The 22,396-nt window shown below is 60.3% G+C and carries 21 protein-coding genes; 13 read left to right on the forward strand and 8 right to left on the reverse strand.

Annotation, left to right across the window (positions count from 1 at the left end; all coding sequences use genetic code 11):
* Positions 1–28: 28 nt before the first annotated feature.
* The gene (locus AACV02_RS02225; protein ID WP_003213899.1) at positions 29–244 is read left to right on the forward strand and encodes a TOBE domain-containing protein; all 216 of its coding nucleotides are present in this window, start codon (positions 29–31) and stop codon (positions 242–244) included.
* A 130-nt stretch (positions 245–374) separates the two neighbouring features.
* Here the strand turns inward: AACV02_RS02225 and AACV02_RS02230 are convergent, their stop codons facing one another.
* Both AACV02_RS02230 and AACV02_RS02235 read right to left on the reverse strand, forming a co-directional pair.
* Positions 375–1,004, reverse strand: coding sequence for a TetR/AcrR family transcriptional regulator (locus AACV02_RS02230; protein WP_119737347.1), 630 nt, complete (start codon positions 1,002–1,004; stop codon positions 375–377).
* Positions 1,005–1,235: 231 nt separating this feature from the next.
* Positions 1,236–2,612: a glutamine synthetase family protein gene (locus tag AACV02_RS02235; protein WP_003213894.1), complete on the reverse strand. Its 1,377-nt coding sequence runs from the start codon at positions 2,610–2,612 to the stop codon at positions 1,236–1,238.
* Between the two features lie 278 nt (positions 2,613–2,890).
* Between AACV02_RS02235 and AACV02_RS02240 the strand changes: the two genes are divergently transcribed.
* From AACV02_RS02240 to AACV02_RS02275, 8 genes are all read left to right on the forward strand, one after another.
* Entirely contained in the window at positions 2,891–3,670 is a 780-nt protein-coding gene (locus AACV02_RS02240; protein WP_106575748.1) for a gamma-glutamyl-gamma-aminobutyrate hydrolase family protein, read from the forward strand.
* A 39-nt stretch (positions 3,671–3,709) separates the two neighbouring features.
* Entirely contained in the window at positions 3,710–5,068 is a 1,359-nt protein-coding gene (locus AACV02_RS02245) for a glutamine synthetase family protein (protein WP_017139534.1), read from the forward strand.
* A 59-nt stretch (positions 5,069–5,127) separates the two neighbouring features.
* Positions 5,128–6,492, forward strand: a complete 1,365-nt coding sequence (locus tag AACV02_RS02250) for an aspartate aminotransferase family protein (RefSeq protein ID WP_119737349.1) — start codon at positions 5,128–5,130, stop codon at positions 6,490–6,492.
* 206 nt (positions 6,493–6,698) lie between these two features.
* Positions 6,699–7,793: a polyamine ABC transporter substrate-binding protein gene (locus tag AACV02_RS02255; protein WP_106576071.1), complete on the forward strand. Its 1,095-nt coding sequence runs from the start codon at positions 6,699–6,701 to the stop codon at positions 7,791–7,793.
* Between the two features lie 256 nt (positions 7,794–8,049).
* On the forward strand, positions 8,050–9,144 hold the full coding sequence (locus AACV02_RS02260) for a polyamine ABC transporter substrate-binding protein (RefSeq protein ID WP_106575746.1): 1,095 nt from the start codon (positions 8,050–8,052) through the stop codon (positions 9,142–9,144).
* 72 nt (positions 9,145–9,216) lie between these two features.
* Positions 9,217–10,359 (forward strand): ABC transporter ATP-binding protein, encoded by a 1,143-nt coding sequence (locus AACV02_RS02265; protein WP_003176776.1) that lies wholly within the window; start codon positions 9,217–9,219, stop codon positions 10,357–10,359.
* A complete protein-coding gene (locus AACV02_RS02270; protein ID WP_017139530.1) occupies positions 10,356–11,276 on the forward strand; it encodes an ABC transporter permease subunit in 921 nt (306 codons plus the stop codon). The genes AACV02_RS02265 and AACV02_RS02270 overlap by 4 nt, the downstream gene beginning before the upstream one ends.
* On the forward strand, positions 11,273–12,157 hold the full coding sequence (locus AACV02_RS02275; RefSeq protein ID WP_106575745.1) for an ABC transporter permease subunit: 885 nt from the start codon (positions 11,273–11,275) through the stop codon (positions 12,155–12,157). Before AACV02_RS02270 ends, AACV02_RS02275 begins: the two co-directional genes overlap by 4 nt.
* 141 nt (positions 12,158–12,298) lie before the next feature.
* Here the strand turns inward: AACV02_RS02275 and AACV02_RS02280 are convergent, their stop codons facing one another.
* Positions 12,299–12,940, reverse strand: coding sequence for an HD domain-containing protein (locus tag AACV02_RS02280; protein WP_106575744.1), 642 nt, complete (start codon positions 12,938–12,940; stop codon positions 12,299–12,301).
* Between the two features lie 301 nt (positions 12,941–13,241).
* On the opposite strand from AACV02_RS02280, the gene AACV02_RS02285 reads away from it, so the two are divergent.
* Positions 13,242–14,207, forward strand: coding sequence for a GlxA family transcriptional regulator (locus AACV02_RS02285; protein WP_119737351.1), 966 nt, complete (start codon positions 13,242–13,244; stop codon positions 14,205–14,207).
* On the opposite strand, the gene AACV02_RS02290 is transcribed toward AACV02_RS02285, so the two are convergent.
* The gene (locus tag AACV02_RS02290; RefSeq protein ID WP_016973032.1) at positions 14,185–14,538 is read right to left on the reverse strand and encodes a carboxymuconolactone decarboxylase family protein; all 354 of its coding nucleotides are present in this window, start codon (positions 14,536–14,538) and stop codon (positions 14,185–14,187) included. The two genes, AACV02_RS02285 and AACV02_RS02290, sit on opposite strands and share 23 nt — an antisense overlap.
* 99 nt (positions 14,539–14,637) lie before the next feature.
* On the opposite strand from AACV02_RS02290, the gene AACV02_RS02295 reads away from it, so the two are divergent.
* The gene (locus AACV02_RS02295; protein ID WP_119737353.1) at positions 14,638–15,540 is read left to right on the forward strand and encodes an AraC family transcriptional regulator; all 903 of its coding nucleotides are present in this window, start codon (positions 14,638–14,640) and stop codon (positions 15,538–15,540) included.
* A 131-nt stretch (positions 15,541–15,671) separates the two neighbouring features.
* Here the strand turns inward: AACV02_RS02295 and AACV02_RS02300 are convergent, their stop codons facing one another.
* Positions 15,672–18,029, reverse strand: a complete 2,358-nt coding sequence (locus tag AACV02_RS02300; RefSeq protein ID WP_119737355.1) for a penicillin acylase family protein — start codon at positions 18,027–18,029, stop codon at positions 15,672–15,674.
* A gap of 157 nt (positions 18,030–18,186) precedes the next feature.
* Between AACV02_RS02300 and AACV02_RS02305 the strand changes: the two genes are divergently transcribed.
* Positions 18,187–19,293, forward strand: a complete 1,107-nt coding sequence (locus AACV02_RS02305; protein ID WP_119737357.1) for a GNAT family N-acetyltransferase — start codon at positions 18,187–18,189, stop codon at positions 19,291–19,293.
* On the forward strand, positions 19,290–20,168 hold the full coding sequence (locus AACV02_RS02310) for a hypothetical protein (RefSeq protein ID WP_119737359.1): 879 nt from the start codon (positions 19,290–19,292) through the stop codon (positions 20,166–20,168). Before AACV02_RS02305 ends, AACV02_RS02310 begins: the two co-directional genes overlap by 4 nt.
* Here AACV02_RS02310 and AACV02_RS02315 read toward each other — a convergent pair.
* Genes AACV02_RS02315 through AACV02_RS02325 form a run of 3 tightly spaced genes read right to left on the reverse strand, consistent with a single transcriptional unit; the run spans position 20,146 to position 22,135 of the window.
* Positions 20,146–21,369, reverse strand: coding sequence for a DegT/DnrJ/EryC1/StrS family aminotransferase (locus AACV02_RS02315; RefSeq protein ID WP_119737361.1), 1,224 nt, complete (start codon positions 21,367–21,369; stop codon positions 20,146–20,148). The two genes, AACV02_RS02310 and AACV02_RS02315, sit on opposite strands and share 23 nt — an antisense overlap.
* The gene (locus AACV02_RS02320) at positions 21,366–21,779 is read right to left on the reverse strand and encodes a DMT family transporter (RefSeq protein ID WP_119737363.1); all 414 of its coding nucleotides are present in this window, start codon (positions 21,777–21,779) and stop codon (positions 21,366–21,368) included. The genes AACV02_RS02315 and AACV02_RS02320 overlap by 4 nt, the downstream gene beginning before the upstream one ends.
* Complete coding sequence (locus AACV02_RS02325; protein WP_053258538.1) at positions 21,779–22,135, reverse strand: EamA family transporter; 357 nt, start codon at positions 22,133–22,135, stop codon at positions 21,779–21,781. The genes AACV02_RS02320 and AACV02_RS02325 overlap by 1 nt, the downstream gene beginning before the upstream one ends.
* Between the last annotated feature and the right edge of the window lie 261 nt (positions 22,136–22,396).

The raw sequence follows: 22,396 nt of genomic DNA on the forward strand, positions 1-22,396 counted from the left end.
CTTACTTGTCCCACGAAGGAAAAACACCATGACTATTAAAGCCATCAACGTGCGTAACCAGTTCAAGGGCACCATCAAGGAAATCGTCGAAGGCGATGTGCTTTCCGAAATCGATGTTCAGACAGCGTCTGGCATCGTGACTTCTGTGATCACCACGCGCTCGGTGAAAGAGCTGGAATTGGTGATTGGCAGCGAAGTGATTGCCTTTGTGAAGTCCACCGAGGTGTCGATCGCCAAGTTGTGATTGCCGTCGCTCTGAAGGCCGCCTTCGCGAGTAAGCCCGCTCCCACACTTGACCGAGTTCCAACGCTGGAATGCATTCAAATGTGGGAGCGGGCTTGCTCGCGAAGAGGCCGGCCCAGTCACCACAAGCCTTACCGCTTGGGCAAATACGCCGGCAAATAAAGCCCCACATACGCATCAAACACCCGCATCCCTTCTTCTGCCATGCGCGGCGTGATCTGCCCGTGCTGATGCACCGAGCGTGCGTAAACGCGGTCGCTGAGTTCCAGCGCCAGGGCGAACACATCCACATCAGCGGGCAACGTCGGCACTTCGAAGTGACGATTGAACACCTCCAGCATCAAATCCCCCAGTTCCAGATCATGCTGACGGTCCGCCTGGGTCACTTCGGTCAGCCCATGCTGGGCCAGGATCAACTGGCGTGCGGCGGCGTCATGGTCGTAGACACTGAGCATGCGTTGCTCGACGATGCAGGACAGGTCACGCCAATGCTTGAGTGACTCATGCTCGATGGGCGCCTGGATTGCAGCGCGGAAGGCGGCGTGCACGTCGGCGGTCAGGGCTTCCAGCAACGCCGGCACACTGGCAAAAAAGTGATACACCGACGACGGTGGAATCTGCGCGCGCTCGGCCACGCTGTAGATCGACAGACTGGCCACGCCTTCGGTTGCCAGCAAGGTGCGGGCGGCGTCGAGGATCGCATCAATCCGGGCCTGGCTGCGGGCACGGGGTTTGCGAGGAGCGGCGGGGCGAGTCGTCATGGAAGTCTCCTACAAGGCAGCGGGCATTGTATGAGCACACAAGTGTGTTGTCTGCCGCGCCGGCTTCGCAGGCAAGCCAGCTCCCACATTTGACTGCGTTCCGAAGTGGGAACTCGGTTAAATGTGGGAGCTGGCTTGCCTGCGAATGGACCAACCCGGTCTCCATGAATAAACCCCTAAAAAAACGCCACAGACCAAAAGCCTGTGGCGTTTTTTCAATCCAGCAACCATTTACACGGTATGCAGGTACCAGTTGTACTCAAGGTCGGAGATGGAGTGTTCAAACTCCTCCAGCTCACTTTCCTTACAAGCGACGAAGATATCGATGTACTTAGGATCGATGTACTTGGCCATCACCTCGCTGTCGTCCAACTCGCGCAGGGCATCGCGCAGGTTGTTCGGCAGGCTTTGTTCGTTCTGCTCGTAGCTGTTGCCTTCCACTGGAGCGCCCGGTTCGATCTTGTTGGTCAGACCGTGGTGCACGCCTGCCAGGACCGAAGCCATCAGCAGGTAAGGGTTGGCGTCGGCGCCGGCCACACGGTGTTCGATACGTACGGCATCGGACGAGCCGGTCGGTACGCGAATCGCCACGGTGCGGTTATCCAGGCCCCAGCACGGCGAGTTCGGCACGTAGAACTGTGCGCCGAAACGACGGTAGGAGTTGACGTTGGGGCACAGGAACGCCATTTGGGCGGGTAGGGTCTCGAGCACACCGCCGATCGCGTGACGCAATGCGGCGTTCTGCTCGGGATCCTCGCTGGCAAAGATGTTCTTGCCGTCCTTGTCCAGGATCGAAATGTGTACGTGCAAACCGTTGCCTGCCTGGCCTGGGTAAGGCTTGGCCATGAAGGTGGTGTCCATCTCATGGTCGTAGGCGATGTTCTTGATCAGGCGCTTGAGCAGTACCGCGTAGTCGCAGGCCTTGATCGGGTCGGCGACGTGGTGCAGGTTCACTTCGAACTGCGCCGGGGCACTTTCCTTGACGATGGCGTCGGCAGGGATGCCTTGCTCTTTGGCCCCTTCCAGAATGTCCTGGAGGCAGTCGACGTATTCGTCGAGGTCGTCGATCAGGTAGACCTGTGTCGAGTGCGGGCGTTTGCCGGAGATCGGCGAGCGGGGCGGTTGGGGGCGGCCGTTCACGTTCTCCTGGTCGATCAGGTAGAACTCAAGCTCGAAGGCGGCGCAGATGGTCAGACCGAGGTCGTCGAATTTGCTGACAACTTGGCGGAGCACTTCGCGAGGATCGGCGAAGAAAGGTTCACCTTCAAGTTCGTGCATGGTCATCAGCAGTTGCGCGGTGGGGCGCTTTTGCCAGGGTTCATTGCACAGGGTGTCGGGGATCGGATAACAGATTCGGTCAGCATCACCGATGTCCAGACCCAGGCCGGTGCTTTCCACCGTCGAGCCGTTGATATCCAGGGCAAATAAAGAGGCAGGCAGGTTAATGCCCTTCTCGTAAACCTTGTGGAGGCTGGTGCGTTCGATGCGCTTGCCGCGCACCACACCATTCATATCCGCAATTAGAAGGTCTACGTACAGAACCTCAGGATGATCCTTAAGGAACGCGTTCGCTTCGTTAAGCTGAACGGCACGCGGGGGTACCGACATGATGCAACACCTTTGTTGTTAAAAATATCAATCATTGATCTTTTCTGGTTTCAGTCAACCCGAACGGCATGCCGAAGTCAAGCGAGGCCTTTTTTGCCCTAAAAAAGCGCCTTGAGGCCTTTTTTGGGGCTTTTTGGGGCGGTTTTTTGGGTTTGGAGGGCTCGGGACTAGCAGGCTTGAGCGGGCCGTGTTGTATTTTTTACGGGGGTGTTGTGTAAAAAAATGAACAAGGCTAAGCTCGATTCAAACCCATAACAGCAATAATACCGGGGTGCTTCATGTCTCGCCTGCCGTTAATCGGCGTCACCGCCTGCTCCAAACAGGTCGGTCTGCATGCTTATCACATCAGTGGCGACAAATACGTCCGTGCAGTGGCCACCGCTGCCAAGGGCTTGCCATTGATCATTCCATCCTTGGGCGATCTGCTCGACCCGGCCAATATTTTTGACGGCCTGGATGGCATTCTATTTACCGGCTCTCCTTCCAATATCGAACCCTTCCATTACGACGGTCCGGCCAGCGCGCCCGGGACTGCTCATGATTCTGCACGCGACCAGACCACCTTGCCGTTGCTGCGTGCCGCGATTGCGGCAGGCGTGCCGGTGCTGGGCATCTGCCGTGGCTTCCAGGAAATGAACGTGGCGTTTGGCGGCAGCCTGCACCAGAAGGTTCATGAAGTGCCGGGCATGATGGATCACCGCGAAGACGACACTCAGCCGCTGGAGGTCCAGTACGGCCCGGCGCACGCCGTGGCGATCTCCCCGAATGGGGTATTGGCAAGCCTGGGTTTGCCGCAGACGATCCAGGTCAACTCGATTCACAGCCAGGGCGTTGACCGCCTGGCGCCGGGTTTGCAGGTCGAAGCCACCGCGCCTGATGGGCTGATCGAAGCTTTTTCTTACACCGCGGGCAAGGCTTTTGCTTTAGGAGTGCAATGGCACCCCGAATGGCAGGTAAGCTCTAACCCGCACTACCTCGCGATCTTCCAGGCCTTTGGTTCGGCCTGTCGACAGCGGGCGATGCAACGCGACGCGGATGCTGCGTCAACTTACGCCTGACCTTTAATGGATGTCAGGAAACACAGCCCAGAGGCATTTATGAGTAACAACCTCGACCAGCTCACCGATTGGTTGAAAGACCACAAGATCACAGAAGTCGAATGCATGATTGGCGACCTCACCGGCATCACCCGGGGCAAGATCTCGCCGACCAACAAGTTCATCGCCGAAAAAGGCATGCGCCTGCCCGAGAGCGTTCTGTTGCAGACCGTGACCGGCGACTATGTCGAAGACGACATCTATTACGAATTGCTCGACCCGGCCGACATCGACATGATCTGCCGCCCGGACCAGAACGCCGTATTCCTGGTGCCCTGGGCCATCGAGCCCACCGCCCAGGTGATTCACGACACCTACGACAAGCAAGGCAACCCGATCGAGCTGTCGCCGCGCAACGTGCTCAAGAAAGTCCTCAAGTTGTACTCCGACAGAGGCTGGCAGCCCATCGTGGCGCCGGAGATGGAGTTCTACCTGACCAAACGCTGCGAAGACCCGGACTTCCCGCTGCAACCGCCGATCGGCCGTTCCGGGCGCCCGGAGACCGGTCGCCAATCCTTCTCTATAGAAGCGGCCAACGAATTCGACCCATTGTTCGAAGACGTCTACGACTGGTGCGAGCTGCAGGAGCTGGACCTCGACACGCTGATCCACGAGGACGGCACGGCGCAGATGGAAATCAACTTCCGTCACGGCGATGCCCTGTCCCTGGCCGACCAGATTCTGGTGTTCAAGCGCACCATGCGTGAAGCCGCGCTCAAGCACAACGTGGCCGCCACCTTCATGGCCAAGCCGATGACCGGCGAGCCCGGCAGCGCGATGCACTTGCACCAGAGCATCATCGACATCGCCACTGGCAAGAACGTCTTCTCCAATGAAGACGGGACCATGAGCCAACTGTTCCTCAACCACATTGGCGGCCTGCAGAAATTCATCCCTGAATTGCTGCCGCTGTTTGCCCCCAACGTGAACTCGTTCCGCCGCTTCCTGCCCGACACCTCGGCGCCGGTGAACGTGGAGTGGGGCGAAGAGAACCGCACCGTGGGCCTGCGCGTACCGGATGCCGGCCCGCAGAACCGTCGCGTCGAAAACCGCCTGCCGGGCGCCGACGCCAACCCGTACCTGGCAATTGCCGCCAGCCTGTTGTGCGGCTACATCGGCATGGTCGAAGGCCATAACCCGAGCGCGCCCGTGGTGGGTCGTGGCTATGAGCGGCGCAACCTGCGCCTGCCGTTGACCATCGAAGACGCCCTGGAACGCATGGAAAACAGCAAGACCATCGAGAAATACCTGGGTCAAAAATTCATCACAGGCTACGTCGCGGTCAAGCGGGCCGAGCATGAAAACTTCAAGCGCGTGATCAGTTCATGGGAGCGGGAATTCCTGCTCTTCGCCGTCTGATGCGCCGGGCGCGCCGCAGGATTGGCGCGCCCTCACCTGAAAAAGTCTAGGAGATTGGTATGTCCAGCAACAACCCGCAAACCCGTGAATGGCAAGCCTTGAGCAACGATCACCACCTGGCGCCGTTCACTGACTTCAAGCAATTGAAAGTGAAAGGCCCACGGATCATCACCAAAGCCCACGGCGTTTACCTGTGGGACAGCGAAGGCAACAAGATCCTCGACGGCATGGCCGGCCTTTGGTGCGTGGCGATCGGTTACGGTCGCGATGAACTGGCTGACGCCGCCGCCAAGCAGATGAAAGAACTGCCGTACTACAACCTGTTTTTCCAGACCGCTCACCCGCCGGTGCTGGAGTTGGCCAAGGTTATTTCCGACATCGCACCGGCCGGCATGAACCACGTGTTCTTCACCGGTTCAGGCTCCGAAGGCAACGACACCATGTTGCGCATGGTCCGCCACTATTGGGCGGTCAAAGGCCAGCCGAACAAGAAGACCATCATCAGCCGCAAGAATGGCTACCACGGCTCTACCGTGGCCGGTGCCAGCCTGGGCGGCATGACCTATATGCATGAACAGGGCGACTTGCCGATCCCGGGCATCACCCACATCGCCCAGCCGTACTGGTATGGCGAAGGCGGCGACATGAGCCCGGAAGAGTTCGGGGTGTGGGCCGCCAACCAGTTGGAAGAGAAGATTCTGGAACTGGGCGTGGACAACGTCGGTGCCTTTATTGCCGAGCCGATCCAGGGCGCCGGTGGTGTGATCGTGCCGCCAGAAACCTACTGGCCGCGCATCAAGGAAATCCTCGCCAAGTACGACATCCTGTTTGTTGCTGATGAAGTGATCTGCGGTTTCGGCCGGACCGGTGAGTGGTTCGGCAGCGACTTCTACGACCTCAAGCCGCACATGATGACCATCGCCAAAGGCCTGACCTCGGGTTACATCCCCATGGGCGGCCTGATCGTGCACGACGACGTGGTCGCCGTGCTCAATGAAGGCGGCGATTTCAACCACGGCTTCACCTATTCCGGTCACCCGGTAGCGGCAGCCGTGGCGCTGGAAAACATCCGCATCCTGCGCGATGAAAAAATCGTTAACCGTGTGCACGACGAAACGGCACCGTATTTGCAGAAACGTCTGAGGGAACTGGCTGATCACCCGTTGGTGGGTGAAGTTCGCGGAGTCGGCATGCTCGGTGCGATTGAGCTGGTGCAGGACAAGGCCACGCGCAAACGTTACGAAGGCCGTGGAGTGGGCATGATCTGCCGCACGTTCTGCTTCGAGAATGGCCTGATCATGCGCGCCGTGGGCGACACCATGATCATTTCGCCGTCGCTGGTGATCAGCAAGGCGGAAATCGACGAGCTGGTGACCAAGGCTCGCCAGTGCCTGGACCTGACTTTGGCGGCATTGCAGGGCTAAGTGCTAGGCTCAGGGCGCAGCGGCTTCGGGTGCTGCGTCCGGGCAGTTACAAAAACGCAGTAATAAGGGCGCTTTGGTTGAAAGCCGGCCCCTGAACTTGCCAGACTGTCGCCCTGTTTTGTTGCCCTTTGGAAGGGCCGCTGAACGTGTAAAAAATGTGGCCCAAAAAAGAAAAATTGGAGCATCACCAAATGAAGGCATTAGGTTTGAAGAACGCTGGCAAGACCCTCCTCGCCTTGTCCCTGTTGGGCGCAATGGCGGGCGCGGCCCAGGCAGACGATAAAGTGCTGCACGTCTATAACTGGTCCGACTACATTGCACCGGACACCATCGCCAACTTTGAAAAAGAGTCGGGCATTAAAGTGGTGTACGACGTTTTCGACAGCAACGAGACGCTGGAAGCCAAGTTGCTGGCAGGCAAGTCCGGTTACGACATCGTCGTACCGTCGAACAACTTCCTCGCCAAGCAGATCAAGGCCGGTGTCTATCAGGAGCTGGACAAGTCCAAGCTGTCCAACTACGACAACCTGAACAAATCCCTGCTCAAGGCCGTGTCGGTCAGCGACCCGGACAACAAGCACGCCTTCCCGTACATGTGGGGCTCGATCGGTATCGGCTACAACCCGGAGAAGGTCAAGGCTGCACTGGGCATCGACAAGATCGAATCCTGGGACACCATCCTCAAGCCGGAAAACCTCGCCAAGCTGAAAGGCTGCGGCGTGAGCTTCCTCGATTCGCCAACCGAAATGCTGCCGGTGGCCCTGCATTACCTGGGGCTGCCGACCGACACCCAGAAAAAGGCCGACCTCAAGCAAGCCGAGGACCTGTTCCTCAAGCTGCGCCCTTCGATCGGCTACTTCCACTCGTCCAAGTACATCTCGGACCTGGCCAACGGCAACATCTGCGTAGCCGTGGGCTACTCGGGTGACATCCAGCAGGCCAAATCCCGCGCGGCTGAAGCCGGTGGCAAGGTCAAGGTGGCCTACGACATTCCGAAAGAAGGCGCCGGCAGTTTCTATGACATGGTCGCCATCCCTAAAGATGCCGAAAACGTCGACGCTGCCTACAAGTTCATGAACTACCTGCTGGAGCCGAAAGTCATGGCTGCCATCACCAACAGCGTACGTTTCCCGAACGGTAACGAGAAAGCGACCCCACTGGTCGACAAAGACATCACCAGCGACCCGGGCATCTACCCGTCCGCCGATGTGCAAGCCAAGCTCTATGCCATTGCTGACTTGCCGGCTGCAACTCAGCGTGAAATGACCCGCAGCTGGACCAAAATCAAATCGGGTAAATAAGCCTTAAACCCTGTGGGAGCGGGCTTGTGTGGGAGCGGCGGTTCGACGATTCGATTTGCTCGCCAAAGCGGTGTATCAGTTGATGCACCTGCTGGCTGACACATCGCCTTCGCGAGCAAGCCCGCTCCTCCTAAACCGACTCCCACAAATTAAATGACAGAAAGTTTTGCCGGATCGGTTTATCGAGGGTAAGTTGCGCGCCGGTTTTGTTGCCGGGCAACAACTTTTAGGCCCAACTATTTAAGAGGACCTCCACTTGCCAATTTCTTTATTTCGCAAAGCCGTGCTGGTAGGTGCAGGTATCACGCTGGCTGTCAGCGTGCAGGCCGCGCCGACTGTGCATATTTATAACTGGTCGGACTACATCGGCCCCGACACCCTGGCCAACTTCGAAAAGGCCAGCGGCATCAAGCCCGTGTATGACGTGTTTGATTCCAATGAAACCCTGGAAGGCAAATTGCTCGCCGGGCGCACCGGTTACGACGTGGTCGTGCCGTCGAACCACTTCCTCGGCAAGCAGATCAAGGCCGGGGCGTTCCAGAAGCTCGACAAGTCATTGCTGACCCATTATGCAAACCTCGACCCGGCGCTGCTCAAGCGTCTGGAAAAGAACGATCCGGGTAACCAGTACGCCGTGCCGTATCTGTGGGGCACCAACGGGATCGGTTACAACGTCGACAAAGTCAAAGAAGTACTGGGCGTCGACCATATCGATTCCTGGGCGGTGCTGTTCGAGCCGGAGAACATGAAAAAGCTGGCCACCTGTGGCGTCTCGTTCATGGACTCGGCCGATGAAATGCTGCCGGCGGTGCTCAACTACATGGGCCTGAACCCCAACAGTACCAACCCGGCCGACTATAAAAAAGCCGAAGAGAAACTGCTGAAAGTGCGTCCTTACGTGACTTACTTCCACTCCTCCAAGTACATCTCGGACCTGGCCAACGGCAACATCTGCGTGGCGGCAGGCTTCTCTGGTGATGTGTTCCAGGCCAAGGCCCGCGCGGCCGAGGCGGGCAAGGGCGTGAAGATCGCCTACGCGATTCCGAAAGAAGGCGGCAACCTGTGGTTTGACGTGCTGGCGATCCCGGCGGATGCCACCAACGTTAAAGAGGCCCACGCCTACATCAACTATTTACTGCAACCTGAGGTGATCGCTCAGGTCAGTGATTACGTCGGTTACGCCAACCCTAACCCCGGGGCGGACAAACTGATGGAGCAATCGATACGCACCGACGCAGCGGTTTACCCACCGCAGGCGGTTCTCGACCGGACGTTTGTCAACTTCGAGTTACCCCCGAACGTGCAGCGTTTAATGACCCGTAGCTGGACCAAGGTCAAGACGGGCAAGTAAGGCTTAAAGCTCAAACTATCCAAGGTTTCGCCCGTATTGGGTGAACCTCAAATTTTGTTGGGAGTTTCGTAAATGGCAGTTGCCTCCGGCGCCTATAAGAAAGCCCTCGAGGGCGACCAGACACCGAAAAAGGTGTTGGTCAAAATCGACCGGGTCACGAAGAAGTTCGACGAGACGATTGCCGTGGACGATGTGTCCCTGGAAATCAAGAAAGGCGAGATCTTCGCCTTGCTCGGCGGTTCGGGTTCGGGCAAATCCACCTTGCTGCGCATGCTCGCAGGCTTCGAGCGCCCAACCGAAGGTCGCATTTACCTCGACGGTGTGGACATCACCGACATGCCGCCGTATGAGCGGCCGATCAACATGATGTTCCAGTCCTACGCCTTGTTCCCGCACATGACGGTAGCGCAGAACATCGCGTTCGGCCTGCAGCAGGACAAGATTCCCAAGGCTGAAGTCGACGCGCGCGTGGCCGAGATGCTCAAGCTGGTGCAGATGAGCCAGTACGCCAAGCGCAAGCCGCATCAACTGTCGGGTGGTCAGCGTCAGCGTGTGGCCCTTGCGCGTTCCCTGGCCAAGCGCCCGAAACTGCTGCTGCTCGATGAGCCGATGGGCGCCCTCGACAAGAAGCTGCGTTCGCAAATGCAGCTGGAGCTGGTGGAGATCATCGAGCGCGTGGGCGTGACCTGCGTGATGGTGACCCACGACCAGGAAGAGGCCATGACCATGGCCGAGCGCATTGCGATCATGCACCTGGGCTGGATCGCGCAGATCGGCAGCCCGATCGACATCTACGAAACGCCTACCAGCCGGCTGGTGTGCGAGTTCATCGGCAACGTGAACATCTTCGACACCCAAGTGGTGGACGACGCCGAAGGCCACGCGGTGCTCAAGTGCCCGGACCTGGACCGCGACATCTACGTGGGCTACGGCATCGCCACGGCGGTGGAAGACAAGTCGGTGACCTACGCCATCCGCCCTGAAAAGCTGCTGGTGACCACCGAAATGCCGACCTGTGAGCACAACTGGTCAAGCGGCAAGGTGCACGACATCGCCTACCTGGGCGGCCACTCGGTGTTCTACGTCGAGCTGCCGAGCGGCAAGCTGGTGCAGTCCTTCGTCGCCAACGCCGAGCGCCGTGGCCAGCGCCCAACCTGGGGTGACCAGGTGTATGTGTGGTGGGAAGACGACAGCGGCGTGGTGCTTCGCTCATGAATATGAAGAAGTTCAAACGCCAGCTGCAACGAATAACACCCGGTGGCCGGCATGTGGTCATCGGGATCCCTTTCCTCTGGCTGTTTCTGTTTTTCGCGCTGCCGTTCTTCATCGTCTTGAAGATCAGCTTTGCCGAAGCCGACGTAGCGATCCCGCCTTACACCGAGATCTACACCTTCGTTGAGCAAAAGCTGCAACTGGTGCTCAACCTGGGCAACTACGCGATGCTGGGCGACGACGAGTTGTACATCGCCGCGTACCTGGGCTCACTGAAGATGGCGTTTTTCAGCACGATTTTGTGCCTGTTGATCGGCTATCCGATGGCCTACGCCATTGCCAGCGCACGCAAAGAGATGCAGACCGTGCTGGTGCTGCTGATCATGATGCCGACCTGGACCGCGATTCTGATCCGCGTGTATGCGTGGATGGGCATCCTCAGCAACAACGGTTTGCTCAACGGCTTCCTGATGTCCATCGGGTTGATCAACGAACCGCTGCAGATTCTCAACACCAACATCGCGGTGTACATCGGCGTGGTCTATTCGTACCTGCCGTTCATGATCCTGCCGCTGTACGCCAACCTCGTCAAACACGACCAGAGCCTGCTGGAAGCCGCGTCCGACCTGGGCTCGAGTACCTTCAACAGCTTCTGGAAAATCACCGTGCCGCTGTCCAAGAACGGCATCATCGCCGGCTGCATGCTGGTGTTCATTCCGGTGGTGGGCGAGTTCGTGATCCCGGAACTGCTCGGCGGCCCGGAAACGCTGATGATCGGTAAAGTGCTGTGGCAAGAATTCTTCAACAACCGTGACTGGCCGGTGGCGTCTGCCCTGGCGGTGGTGATGCTGGCGATCCTGATTGTGCCGATCATCCTGTTTAACCGCAGCCAAGCCAAAGAGATGGAGGGCAAGATATGAAGCGCTTCAGTTTCTCGAGTTTCATGCTGGTGGCGGGGTTGCTGTTCATCTACCTGCCGATGCTGATCCTGGTGATCTACTCGTTCAACGAATCCAAGCTGGTGACGGTGTGGGGCGGTTGGTCGATCAAGTGGTACGTGGGCCTGCTGGACAACACCCAGTTGATGGGCTCGGTGGCACGCTCCCTGGAAATCGCCTGCTACACGGCGGTGGCCGCCGTGGCGCTGGGGACGTTGGCGGCGTTCGTGCTGACGCGCATCAGCCACTTCAAGGGCCGCACGCTGTTCGGCGGCCTGGTAACGGCGCCACTGGTCATGCCCGAGGTGATCACCGGTCTGTCGCTGTTGCTGCTGTTCGTGGCCATGGCGCAGATGATCGGTTGGCCCCAGGAGCGTGGCATCGTCACCATCTGGATCGCCCACACCACGTTCTGTGCGGCGTATGTGGCGGTGGTGGTGTCGGCGCGCTTGCGTGAGCTGGACCTGTCGATTGAAGAAGCGGCGATGGACCTGGGCGCGCGGCCGTGGAAGGTGTTCTTCCTGATCACCATCCCGATGATTGCGCCGTCGTTGGCGGCGGGCGGCATGATGTCGTTCGCGCTGTCGCTGGATGACCTGGTACTGGCCAGCTTCGTGTCGGGCCCTGGTTCGACCACCTTGCCGATGGAAGTATTCTCGGCCGTGCGTCTTGGGGTTAAGCCCGAGATCAACGCCGTGGCCAGCCTGATCCTGTTGGCGGTGTCGCTGGTGACCTTCCTGGTGTGGTTCTTCAGCCGCCGTGCCGAAGAACACCGCAAGAAAGCCATTCAACAAGCGATTGAAGAAGCGGCTGCGGATGGCTGGCAGCAGCCGGACAAGCGCCGGGCGCCTGCGCCGGTCTAACCCGCGCAGCCTGGCGGAACCGGATCAAAAATGTGGGAGCGGGCTTGCTCGCGAATGCGGTGGATCAGTCAGTACATCTGGTGACTGACACTCCGCATTCGCGAGCAAGCCCGCTCCCACAGTTGATTGTATTCAGGCTGATTAAGCCGCCCACGGCGACTTGCGAATCACCTCGACAAAATTCATCGGCTTGAACCCCGGCTCCTGATCGACCAGCACGTCGGTCTTCACGTTGCCAAACGTGGTCTGCGGGCGATGGCGCAAGCCGTCGGCAAACGCGCAGATAATGCACTCCTTGAACCCTTCACCGCGTGGATGCGCATGCACCACGGCTTCGCGCTGCACGCTGGAAAACGCGGCGTAGTCCATGCCCAGCACGTCCATCTCGACACCGGCAGTTACCAGCGCCACGGTCGGGCGCAGGTGCTGCGGCACGCCCGGCGTGGTGTGCAGGGCGATGGACAGCCACACCTGCTCGATATCGTCATCGCTCAGACCGTACGGCTTGAGAAACGCCGCGGCGGCGTTGGCGCCGTCCACTTCAAAGCGCTCGTTGTCACTGCGATGGCCTTCAACCAGGCCCAGGTCATGGAACATGGCGCCGACGTAAAGCAGCTCCGGGTTGTAGGCCAGTTGTTTGCGCTCACCGCTCAGCGCGCCGAACAGGAATACACGGCGGGAGTGGTGGTAGAGCAGGTCGGATTCGACGTCGCGGATGTACTCGGTGGTGGCCTTGGCCAAGGCGCTGTCCGGGATCTGGATGCCGGCGATGGTGGTGCTCATGGTCGTTCTCCTCAACAAAGCGCCGGGGGTGGCGCCGATGAGTCCAGTCTGGTCGCGTGCCCGCGACGGGGCTATCGCGGCGAGGATGCGATGTCGGCCAATGTGGCGCGATATCGCGCCAGCGGGAATAGTCTCTTGAAGCCTAAGAGGATCAAATGTGGGAGCGGCGGTGCGACGATTCGACTTGCTCGCGAAAGCGGTATGTCAGTTAATGCATGTGTCAACTGAACTACCGCATTCGCGAGCAAGCCCGCTCCCACAGGGATTTTGCATTTATTCAGTTAGAAAAGGTGTTTGCAGCATGGGCAAAACCGTCGCCATCCTGATCTTCCCCGGCGTCCAGTCACTGGACGTGACCGGTCCCATGGATGTGTTCTGCGAGGCCAACCGTTTTCTGCCGCCGCAAGACCACTACCAGCTTGAAGTGCTTGGCCTGGGCCACGGCACACTGGCCGCCTCCAATGGCTTGTCGCTGCAGGCCCACCGACATTACAGCGAAGCCCTGCAAGCCTACGACCTGCTGCTGGTTGCCGGTGGCCCGCAATTGCCCTTCGAGGACTTCGGCGCACTGTTTGATGACTGGCTACGTGCCGCCGCCGCGCGGGCGCAGCGCTTCGGTTCGATCTGCAACGGCGCCTTCATGCTGGCGCGAGCCGGATTGCTGGACGGCAAAACCGTCACCACCCACTGGAACGATGCCGCCGACCTGGCGCGCCTGTGCCCCTCGGCCCAGGTCGACGCCGACCGCCTCTACGTGCAGGACGGCAACCTCTACACCTCGGCCGGGGTCACGGCCGGCATCGACCTGTCGCTGTTTCTGCTGGCCCAGGACCACGGTCCGGAAGTCGCGCTGAGCGTGGCCAAACGCCTGGTGGTGTTTACCCAGCGCTCGGGCGGGCAGTCGCAGTTCAGTCCGTTCCTGACGCCCCACGCCGAAAGCACTTCGGCGGTGGCGTTGGTGCAGTTGTACGTGTTGGCGAACCTGACCGGTGATTTGACCATCGCCGACCTGGCCAAGGCGGCGAATATGAGCGCGCGCAATTTCTCCCGGGTGTTTGCCCGTGAGGCGCGCATCACCCCGGCGGAGTTTGTCGAGCGGGCGCGGGTGGATGCGGCGCGGGTGATGCTCGAAAGCAGCCCTGCGCCGCTCAAGACCGTGGCCTATCAATGCGGGTTTCGCGACGCCCAGCACATGCGCAGCGTGTTCAACCGCCGGCTGGGCGTGACGCCGCAGCAGTTCCGGCTTAACTTTGCGGCGCCGGTTTGAGCGTGTCGTAGGCTTCCAGCGCACGCAGCGAGTAGATGTACGCGGCGCCGGCATTCAGCGAGATCGCGGTGGCAAGCGTGGCGGCCACTTCTTCGCGGGTCGCGCCGGCCTTGATCGCCGCGTCGGCATGCACGCCGATGCAGCCGTCGCAGCGTGTGGTGATGGCCACGGCGATGGAAATCAGCTCGCGGGTCTTGGCGTCGAGTACATTGTTTTCCTCGGCAGCCTCGCCCAGCGCCATGTAGGCTTTGACCATCTTCGGGTTGCTCTTGCCCAGCGCGCCAAAGGCTTTCTTCACGGTAGGCAGCAAGTCGGACCAGTTATTGAACATTGCGGTAACTCCTGAACAGGTGGGGTGTGAAGCCAGTTTCTGCTGTTCGGCGTTGGCGTTATTGTTCGATCCGCTCATCTTTTTGACCGATGCTCGCAAATGAATTCGATCGACACGCTTATTGCGCTGGCCAACCTGCGCGGCAGTCTGGATTTGCGTTGCCAGTTCCAGGGCGACTGGGCGCTGGATCACCCGCCTGAGAAATTCGGCGTGGCGCCGTACCACATCGTGCTCAGCGGAACATGCCGTGCGGAGCTCTCGGGTGGGCAGCAGGTGACGCTGGAGGAGGGCGACATCCTGCTGATGCCCGGCGGTGCCACCCATTTGTTGCGCAGCCAGGGTGCGCGTATCCGACCGATGCAGCCGCAGGTCATCGAAGGGGGCGTGCTGCCGGTGCATCGCTTGGGCGGCGCGCGGCCAGAGGTCGACATGCTGTGCGGTAGCTTTCACTACAACCGCCAGTCTTTGCTGTTCAGTGCGTTGCCGGAGTATTTGGTGGTGTCCAGCCGGCAGTGGCAGGGCGACGAGCAGTTGGCGGCGCTGATCGCGCTGCTGCGCAGCGAAGCGGACGGCGAGCAACTGGGCGCGCGCTCGTTTATCGATGCGCTGTCGTCGGCGTTGTTCACCCTGGTTCTGCGCACCTGGCTGACCCGTCAGGCGCCCGTGGCCGGCACCTTCGCCCTGCTCGCCGACAAGCGCCTGAGCAAGGCCTGGCAGGCGATGCTGGCCGAGCCCGGCCATGAATGGACCATCGACAGCCTGGCCGCTGCGGCGACGATGTCGCGGGCCACCTTCATGCGTGCGTTTGTGAAAGTGGCGGGTGTGTCGCCGTGGGTGCTGCTGACTCAGCTGCGCATGGAACTGGCGTTCAACCTGCTGCGCCAGTCGCGCTTGAGCCTGCTGGATATCGCCGCCCAGGTGGGTTATCAGTCCCAGGCGGCGTTCAGCAAGAAGTTCAAGGACACCTATGGCGAGGCGCCGGGGCGAATGCGCACACGATAGTCGCTACAACACAAAGCAAATGTGGGAGCGGGCTTGCTCGCGAATGCAGGGAGTCAGTCGATACATCTGGTGACTGATACTGCGCGTTCGCGAGCAGGCCCGCTCCCACATTGAACCGCATGCCTTCAGCGCTATTTCCTGGCTGGCAACAGCTTCAACGTACCCCGGGTATTCGCCGTCACTTCCTCATCGCTGAAATGCGCCTGCTCATACCCGCCTTCGATGTAGGTTTGCGCCTGGTCGTCATAGTGCGAGTCAAACGGTACGCCGCTTTGCCCCACCGGATTGATGGTCAGGGCGTGAGCGGGGTCGGCGAAGTCGATCAGGCGGCGCGTCGATGGGCCGTATGTCACTGGCCAGGGTGCCGGGCCGATCATGGCGGACTGGTTGTTCGGCACTTCGTGGGTGCCGGGGGCGGGGAAGGGGCCGACGTTGAAGAGCTTGTCCAACGGCTTCTGCATGCCCAGCGGGTGGCCGTGGGTCAGGGTGTGCGCCTTGCCCCACTGCCACTGGGTCGGGTCGTCGCCGAACGTGGCTTTCAGATGCGCCAGGCTGTTGTCCCACGCCAGTTTGACCGTGTCGGCGCGCCTGCCACCCCACCAGGGCGAGTCCGCTGAGGCGGCCAGGCGCGGCAGCGCCGCATCGATCACCCGCGTGGTGAGCAGGGACTTGAACATCGCGTCGCCCAGTTTCGGGTGAAAGGCCGCGTCGGTGAAGTTGAACAGGAACTGGTTGAACAGCGTGGCGCTGGTGGAGTCCAGTGGGTAGTTACCCTTCCAGCTCGCAAGCTGCTCCACCAGTTTCAACTGCGCCGGGTCTTTGACCACCTCACGCAGCACCGGCAACAGCGGCGCCAGCAGGCGTGGGCCATAAGCGGTGGTAGTGCCCAGTTGCAGGGCCTGGCTGTTGTTGACGTCCCACTTCACGCTTTTGTCGCTCAACTGCGTGTTCAACTGCTGGCCACGGTCGGCCAGGTTGTAATAGCCCGGGATTTCCATGCCAGTGGGCGACACCGGCTGGGCATTTGCCGACACCACATAACCACGCGCCGGGTTTTCTTCCTGGGGGTTGGCGCTGAACGGGTAGAAACCCAGTTTGTCGGCCTGGACGGTGCTGCCGTCGAGGATAAAGCCGGGGTTGACCCCCGTCGGGCGGATCGGCAACTGCGCCGCCGCCCACCAGCCGATATCACCCTTGGCGTTCGCCCACACGATATTCAGCCCCGGCGCCGACACCATCGCCGCTGCCGCGCGTGCCTTGGCCAGCGTGTCGGCGCGGTTAAGTTGGTAAAAGCCTTCGAGGATCGGGTTTTCGGTGTCGAGGAATGCCCACCACATCGCGATCGGTGTCTTGCCGGCGCTCTCGCCGAGTACGTCATTGATGATCGGGCCGTGGGGCGAGCGACGCAGGGTGAGTATCACCGGGTCTTGGCCTTTGACCGCAATCTGCTGCTCGCTGCTGGTCATGTCGACCCATTGGCCGTGATACCAGACCTGGTTGGGGTTGTCCGGGTTGACCTTTTCGGCGATCAAGTCGAGGTCATCGTTCTGGAACATGGTCAGGCTCCAGCCGAAATCCAGGTTGTGGCCCAGGAACGCCACCGGCACCAGCGCGTTGTGATAACCGTAGAGCTCAAAGCCCGGCGCCGAGAGCTGCGCTTCGTACCATACCGACGGCACCGAGAAGCGGATATGCGGGTCGCCCGCCAGTAACGGCTTGCCACTTTGGGTGCGGCCGCCGCTGATGGCCCAGGCGTTGCTGCCTTCGAACTGCGGCAAACCGTTGTCGGCCAAGGCCTGATCGCTCAGAGAGGCGATGGCACCGAGGGTGTTCCAGTCGCTGGCGGCCAGGTTCAGCGCGCCTTTGGGTTGCCAGTCCAGGTCAAAGACTTTCAGGTAATCGCTGCCCAACTGGTCGCGGACGTACGTCAGCAGCGGCTCGGTACGAAACGCGGCGGCAAAACTGTAGGCCATGTACCCGGCGACGCTGATGGTGTCCTCGGCGGTAAACGGCCGCTTGGGGATGCCCAGTACGTCGAATTCCATGGGGCTGGCGTGGCTGTCCTGATATTGGTTAATGCCGTCCAGATAGGCTTGCAAGGCCTTCCACGCCTTGGAGTCGTGGTCAATGTGTTCCACGTAACTCAAGGCCCGCTCACGGATGCGCAGGCTGCGGAACAGCTTGTCGGTCTCCAGCACTTTTGGCCCCAGCACCTCGGCCAGTTCGCCTCGGGCCAGGCGCCGCATGATCTCCATCTGGAACAGCCGGTCCTGAGCGTGCACGTAGCCTAAGGCGCGATACAGGTCGGTCTCGTTCTCGGCGCGGATGTGCGGCACGCCATGGTCGTCGTAACGCACCGTGACCGTGCCTTGCAGGTTGGCCAGTGTTTCGGTGCCCTGGCGAGTGGGCTGCTTGCTGTAGACATACCAGCCGGCGCCGGCCATGAGGGCGGCAATCAGGATGGCGAGTACGGTCAGGCTGCGTTTCATGGACGGTCCTTGGTCATTCACCTTTCAGGTCAGCGGAGTCTAATAGGTTTGGCGCGGGCTGCGGGAAATGCTGATGTGCCCTGCCGACAGCCGAGGTTCAAGTGGAGAACACCCCGAAGAGGCTATTATTCCACCTGTCATCTTTGAGCTTTTTGTCATGACTTGCGCCACGCAACCACTGCCAGATTCCAGCCGCCCCGAGGCTACGTACGCGTGCTGCCTGGAAGGGCAATCGCTGATCGGGCGCTTTTTGCAGCACCCGCCAGTGGGTTTCGACGTGCACCTGTCCGAACAGGGCCTGCCGTACTTCTTCACGCCCTTTGACCTGCTGACCACCGCCGACGATGAGTTCGTGAACCGTGTGCGGGGTTGGCCGGGGTATCGTTTCTGGCATTCGTGGCTGCGTATCGACAGCTGTTTTGTCGGCACCACGGTCAGCGAATACTCGCCGTTCCCCCAAGGCGTGTCGCCGCAGAAACTTGCGCAGTGGCTGCAATATGAGTGTGCGCCGCAGCGCAAACTCACCGTGATCAAAGACGTGCCGTGCAATTCGCCGCTGCTCAGCGATGCGGACAACCGATACGCGCACGACTTGATCGATGACTGCACCCGGCGCGGCTTCATCAGCCTGGAAGGCCAGGCGCTGGCGTATGTACCGATCAACTTCACCACTATCGACGAGTACCTGGCGCGCTTGTCTCACAGCCGTCGGCGCAATATCCGACGCAAATTGCGCAGTCGCGAGGCATTGCGTGTGGAAGTCCTGGACACCGGCGATGCGCGCTTCAACGATGAAGCCTGGCTGGCGCACTTATACGCGCTGTACAGGGCGGTCTACGACCAAAGCGAGATCCATTTTGACCTGCTCACGCCGGAGTTTTTCAGCAGCCTATTGAAGGACGCCGCCAGCAACGGGCGGGTGTTCTGCTACTGGCACTGCGACGAACTGATCGGCTACAACCTCTGCTACGTGGAGGGCGACAAGCTGCTCGACAAGTACATCGGCCTCAACTACCCGCAGGCGCTGGAGTTCAACCTGTACTTCGTCAGTTGGTTTGTAAACCTGGAGTACGCAGTCGCCAACGGCCTGAAGTTTTACGTGGCCGGCTGGACCGACCCGCAGGTCAAGGCCAGCCTCGGCGCCGACTTTACCTTTACCCGCCATCTGGTCTGGGTGCGCAACCCGCTGTTGCGCAAGCTGGGCAATCGATTCCGCCATCACTTTGAAAGCGATGCCCAGTGGCAACAGGAGCACACCTCATGAGCCAGGATCGACCACCGCTGATTCTGGATTTCGATGGCGCCGTCAGCGACATCCCCGGCGCGATCACCTTGCCGTTGCAGGCCTGGCAAGAAAAAATCCGCTTTGGCTGCCGGTGGGCGCAGTTCAAACAGCTGGAGACCGCTCTGCAGGCGCAAATGCCCGGCGACTACGGCTGTGTGTTTACCGGCAGTGGCGACTATCACCACCTCAGCCAGTTGCTGTTGAACCGACTGCCCACGCAGCAGAAGTTTCAACTGATCATCTGCGACAACCATCCGGACAACATGCGCTACCCGTTTGGCATTCACTGCGGTTCGTGGGTCTATTGGGCCAGCCGTTTGCCGCAAATCGAGCATGTGCATGTGCTGGGCATCGGCTCGCAGGACATCGGCCTGGGCCACGCCTGGGAGAATCACTGGTCGCCGCTGCTCAAGCGCAAATTGACCTACTGGAATATCAACGTCGACACGCGCTGGATGAATTGGGTGGGCGCCGGCCGCAGCAATCGCGCGTTCAGCCACCCGGATGAGTTGATGCGCGCGTTCCTGGCGCAGTTTGACCGTTCGCTGCCGGTGTACCTGTCGATCGACAAAGACGTACTCAGCCCCGAGGTGGTGAACACCAACTGGGACCAGGGTGAATTCCTCGAGCAGCATTTGAATGACCTGATCAGCGCCTGCCAGGGCCAGATCATCGGCGCGGACGTCACCGGCGATGTGTCGGCCTACCACTATGAAAGCAAGTTCAAGCGCTGGTTGAGTGCCTCCGATGGCCAGGAAGAACTGCCCGAAGCGCAGGTGCAAATCTGGCAACAGCAGCAGAACGAGCTGAACAGCCGTTTGGTGGCGCGTATCAATCAGGGCTGGCGACGATAGCTTTTAGCTGGGCCAATACGTGCTCGAAGAGAGCGTCCGTCAGCCAGTGGCTGTTGCTGATCGACAGCGTGCGAGTGGCGAAGGCTTGGGCCTGGGTCATGTCGCTGCCAGGCTGTAACAGCGGGGCCACCGCCGGGTAGTCCGGCAAGGTGTGGATAAACAGGCGGGTCACACCCAGCCCTGAGGTCCACAGCTGCGTCATCGCCGCATCACGCATGTGTGCCGACGGCATCATCACCATCAGAAACGGCCAGGTGCCTTGCTGCCCCGGCCGGTCCATCACGACTGAGACACCGGGCAAGGCATTCACGCGTGCGGCGCGGTGCAGTGCCCGGTTACGGCCTTGTTGCAGGTGATCGGGCAAACGAGCCAGCGCGGCGGCGCCGACTTTCTGGCGATAGGCGCCCAGGCGGTGTAGCGGGATGTCATCGACCGAAAAGTCGTCGCCCACGGCGGCCACTTCATCGCCTTGCGCCAGCGCCGCGCGCAACCTTTTGCCGTACACGTAGTACAAACCGCGCGGCTGATAGGCCAGGGCGTAACCCCACAGTTCAGCGGTGCGTTGCAGCTCCCAGCGCAGGCTGAACGGCAGGTCCTGCTGGCATTGCCGGTGCAGCGCCTGATGCAGCACCGGGTCGCGGCTGAACAGCACGCCGCCTTCGGCCGTGGTCAGGCCTTTACCCAGCGCCATGCTGAAAAAGCCCACGTCGCCTTTGAGCCCGACGCTGTGGCCATCGTCGAGTGCGCCCATCGCTTGCGCGGCGTCTTCGATGACCGCCGCACCGACTGAGTCAGCAATACGTTTGGCGGTGTCGACATCTGCCACGCGCCCCGCCAAGTGGGTGACCACCACGGCCAGTGTGCTTTCATCGCACAGCTGCTGGAGTTGTTGTTCGTCCAGGTCAATGCCGCCCGGTTGCAAATCACAGGGCACCACCCGCAACGGCGGGCAGTAATGCGCAGCCAGTGCCACCAACGGGCAGGTGTAGGCGGGCACGATGAGCCGGGTGCGGCCGGGCATGCGCTGCTGCAAGGTGCGCAGCGCGATGATCAACGCCGCCGTGCCGGAGCAGGGCAGCGCCGGCTTTGGAATCGAGAATTGGCGGGCCAGCGAATCGGCCAGGTCTGCTGAGCAACCGAGCAAATCCCGCCAGCGCAAAGGGAGCCCTGCGGTCGGCGGAATTTCCCATCGGCGTGTCATGACACCGGGGCCTGTGCCGGCTCGACCTCGACCGGTTTGCTCGCTTTGTCTTCGCTGCGCGCCAGGCACAGAATGCCCGCAATAATCAGCGCACCGCCGATGATTTTAGGCAGGGTCAAGGTGTCATCGAACAGCCAGACGGAGATCAGCGTCACACTGATCAGCTCCAAGTGCGAGGCCGCAAACGCCGGGCCCACCGGTGCGTATTTGAGCAGCGTCATCCAAGTGAAGAACGCGCCGATATAGCCCACAAAGGCGCCGTAGATCCACGGCGCGCCAAATACGCGAACCAGCCAGGCGGCGTCCATGGTCAGCGGCTCGGCATGCACCGAGGCGAACTTGAAGCTGACCTGCGCCAAGGTGTCGAAAATGATCAGCGCGAGAAAACCCAGGATATAAAAGCGTTTCATCATTCAAACCCTACGACTGTCACACCACAGGCGATCAGCATGATGCCGATCAGGCGCCATTTGCTCAGACTCTCTTTGAACAGGAACCGTCCGGCAATCATGATCACGACAATATTGATCGAGCCCAGCATCACGCCCACCGACAGCGGCACCAGGGTCAGGAACGCCAGCCACAACACGAATTCAAAGACGTAGCAGATCACTCCCAGCCAGATCCACGGCCGCTTGAGCATGTGCTTCCAGTGGGCCATGCCATCATGCTCGGCGCTGGCCGAAGCGGCGGCTTTAAAGGCCAACTGGCCGGACGTGTCAACAATAACGTTGAGCATCCAGAGGATGATGGTTAACTGGCTCATGTATTCCTACGCTTACAATCTCACTGAAAACGTACGATACAGCAGCGCAATGATCGGGTGATTGGAGTTTGTCGGTTGAACAGGCTGTGTTCAGTTTGGGGTAGGGCTACGCGTTGCATGACGTGCGAGCCGGGACTGACTATGAGGTTTGGGCCCAGTACGGCGTCTTTGGGATTCTGGAGGATGTAGGCGGGCGCAGTAGAGTACAAGTCCCAGGACTGGGACTTGTACTCTTGCGCAGTGATAACTGGTAACCCAAGG

This window comes from Pseudomonas sp. Larv2_ips (assembly GCF_963879675.1).
GTDB lineage: Bacteria > Pseudomonadota > Gammaproteobacteria > Pseudomonadales > Pseudomonadaceae > Aquipseudomonas.

What these genes read in the sequence shown, in the direction of transcription:
- AACV02_RS02225 (WP_003213899.1), top strand. Translation starts at nt 29, where the DNA reads ATGACTATTAAAGCCATCAACGTGCGTAACCAGTTCAAGGGCACCATC.
- AACV02_RS02230 (WP_119737347.1), bottom strand. Translation starts at nt 1,004, where the DNA reads ATGACGACTCGCCCCGCCGCTCCTCGCAAACCCCGTGCCCGCAGCCAG.
- AACV02_RS02235 (WP_003213894.1), bottom strand. Translation starts at nt 2,612, where the DNA reads ATGTCGGTACCCCCGCGTGCCGTTCAGCTTAACGAAGCGAACGCGTTC.
- AACV02_RS02240 (WP_106575748.1), top strand. Translation starts at nt 2,891, where the DNA reads ATGTCTCGCCTGCCGTTAATCGGCGTCACCGCCTGCTCCAAACAGGTC.
- AACV02_RS02245 (WP_017139534.1), top strand. Translation starts at nt 3,710, where the DNA reads ATGAGTAACAACCTCGACCAGCTCACCGATTGGTTGAAAGACCACAAG.
- AACV02_RS02250 (WP_119737349.1), top strand. Translation starts at nt 5,128, where the DNA reads ATGTCCAGCAACAACCCGCAAACCCGTGAATGGCAAGCCTTGAGCAAC.
- AACV02_RS02265 (WP_003176776.1), top strand. Translation starts at nt 9,217, where the DNA reads ATGGCAGTTGCCTCCGGCGCCTATAAGAAAGCCCTCGAGGGCGACCAG.
- AACV02_RS02270 (WP_017139530.1), top strand. Translation starts at nt 10,356, where the DNA reads ATGAATATGAAGAAGTTCAAACGCCAGCTGCAACGAATAACACCCGGT.
- AACV02_RS02275 (WP_106575745.1), top strand. Translation starts at nt 11,273, where the DNA reads ATGAAGCGCTTCAGTTTCTCGAGTTTCATGCTGGTGGCGGGGTTGCTG.
- AACV02_RS02280 (WP_106575744.1), bottom strand. Translation starts at nt 12,940, where the DNA reads ATGAGCACCACCATCGCCGGCATCCAGATCCCGGACAGCGCCTTGGCC.
- AACV02_RS02285 (WP_119737351.1), top strand. Translation starts at nt 13,242, where the DNA reads ATGGGCAAAACCGTCGCCATCCTGATCTTCCCCGGCGTCCAGTCACTG.
- AACV02_RS02290 (WP_016973032.1), bottom strand. Translation starts at nt 14,538, where the DNA reads ATGTTCAATAACTGGTCCGACTTGCTGCCTACCGTGAAGAAAGCCTTT.
- AACV02_RS02295 (WP_119737353.1), top strand. Translation starts at nt 14,638, where the DNA reads ATGAATTCGATCGACACGCTTATTGCGCTGGCCAACCTGCGCGGCAGT.
- AACV02_RS02300 (WP_119737355.1), bottom strand. Translation starts at nt 18,029, where the DNA reads ATGAAACGCAGCCTGACCGTACTCGCCATCCTGATTGCCGCCCTCATG.
- AACV02_RS02305 (WP_119737357.1), top strand. Translation starts at nt 18,187, where the DNA reads ATGACTTGCGCCACGCAACCACTGCCAGATTCCAGCCGCCCCGAGGCT.
- AACV02_RS02310 (WP_119737359.1), top strand. Translation starts at nt 19,290, where the DNA reads ATGAGCCAGGATCGACCACCGCTGATTCTGGATTTCGATGGCGCCGTC.
- AACV02_RS02315 (WP_119737361.1), bottom strand. Translation starts at nt 21,369, where the DNA reads ATGACACGCCGATGGGAAATTCCGCCGACCGCAGGGCTCCCTTTGCGC.
- AACV02_RS02320 (WP_119737363.1), bottom strand. Translation starts at nt 21,779, where the DNA reads ATGAAACGCTTTTATATCCTGGGTTTTCTCGCGCTGATCATTTTCGAC.
- AACV02_RS02325 (WP_053258538.1), bottom strand. Translation starts at nt 22,135, where the DNA reads ATGAGCCAGTTAACCATCATCCTCTGGATGCTCAACGTTATTGTTGAC.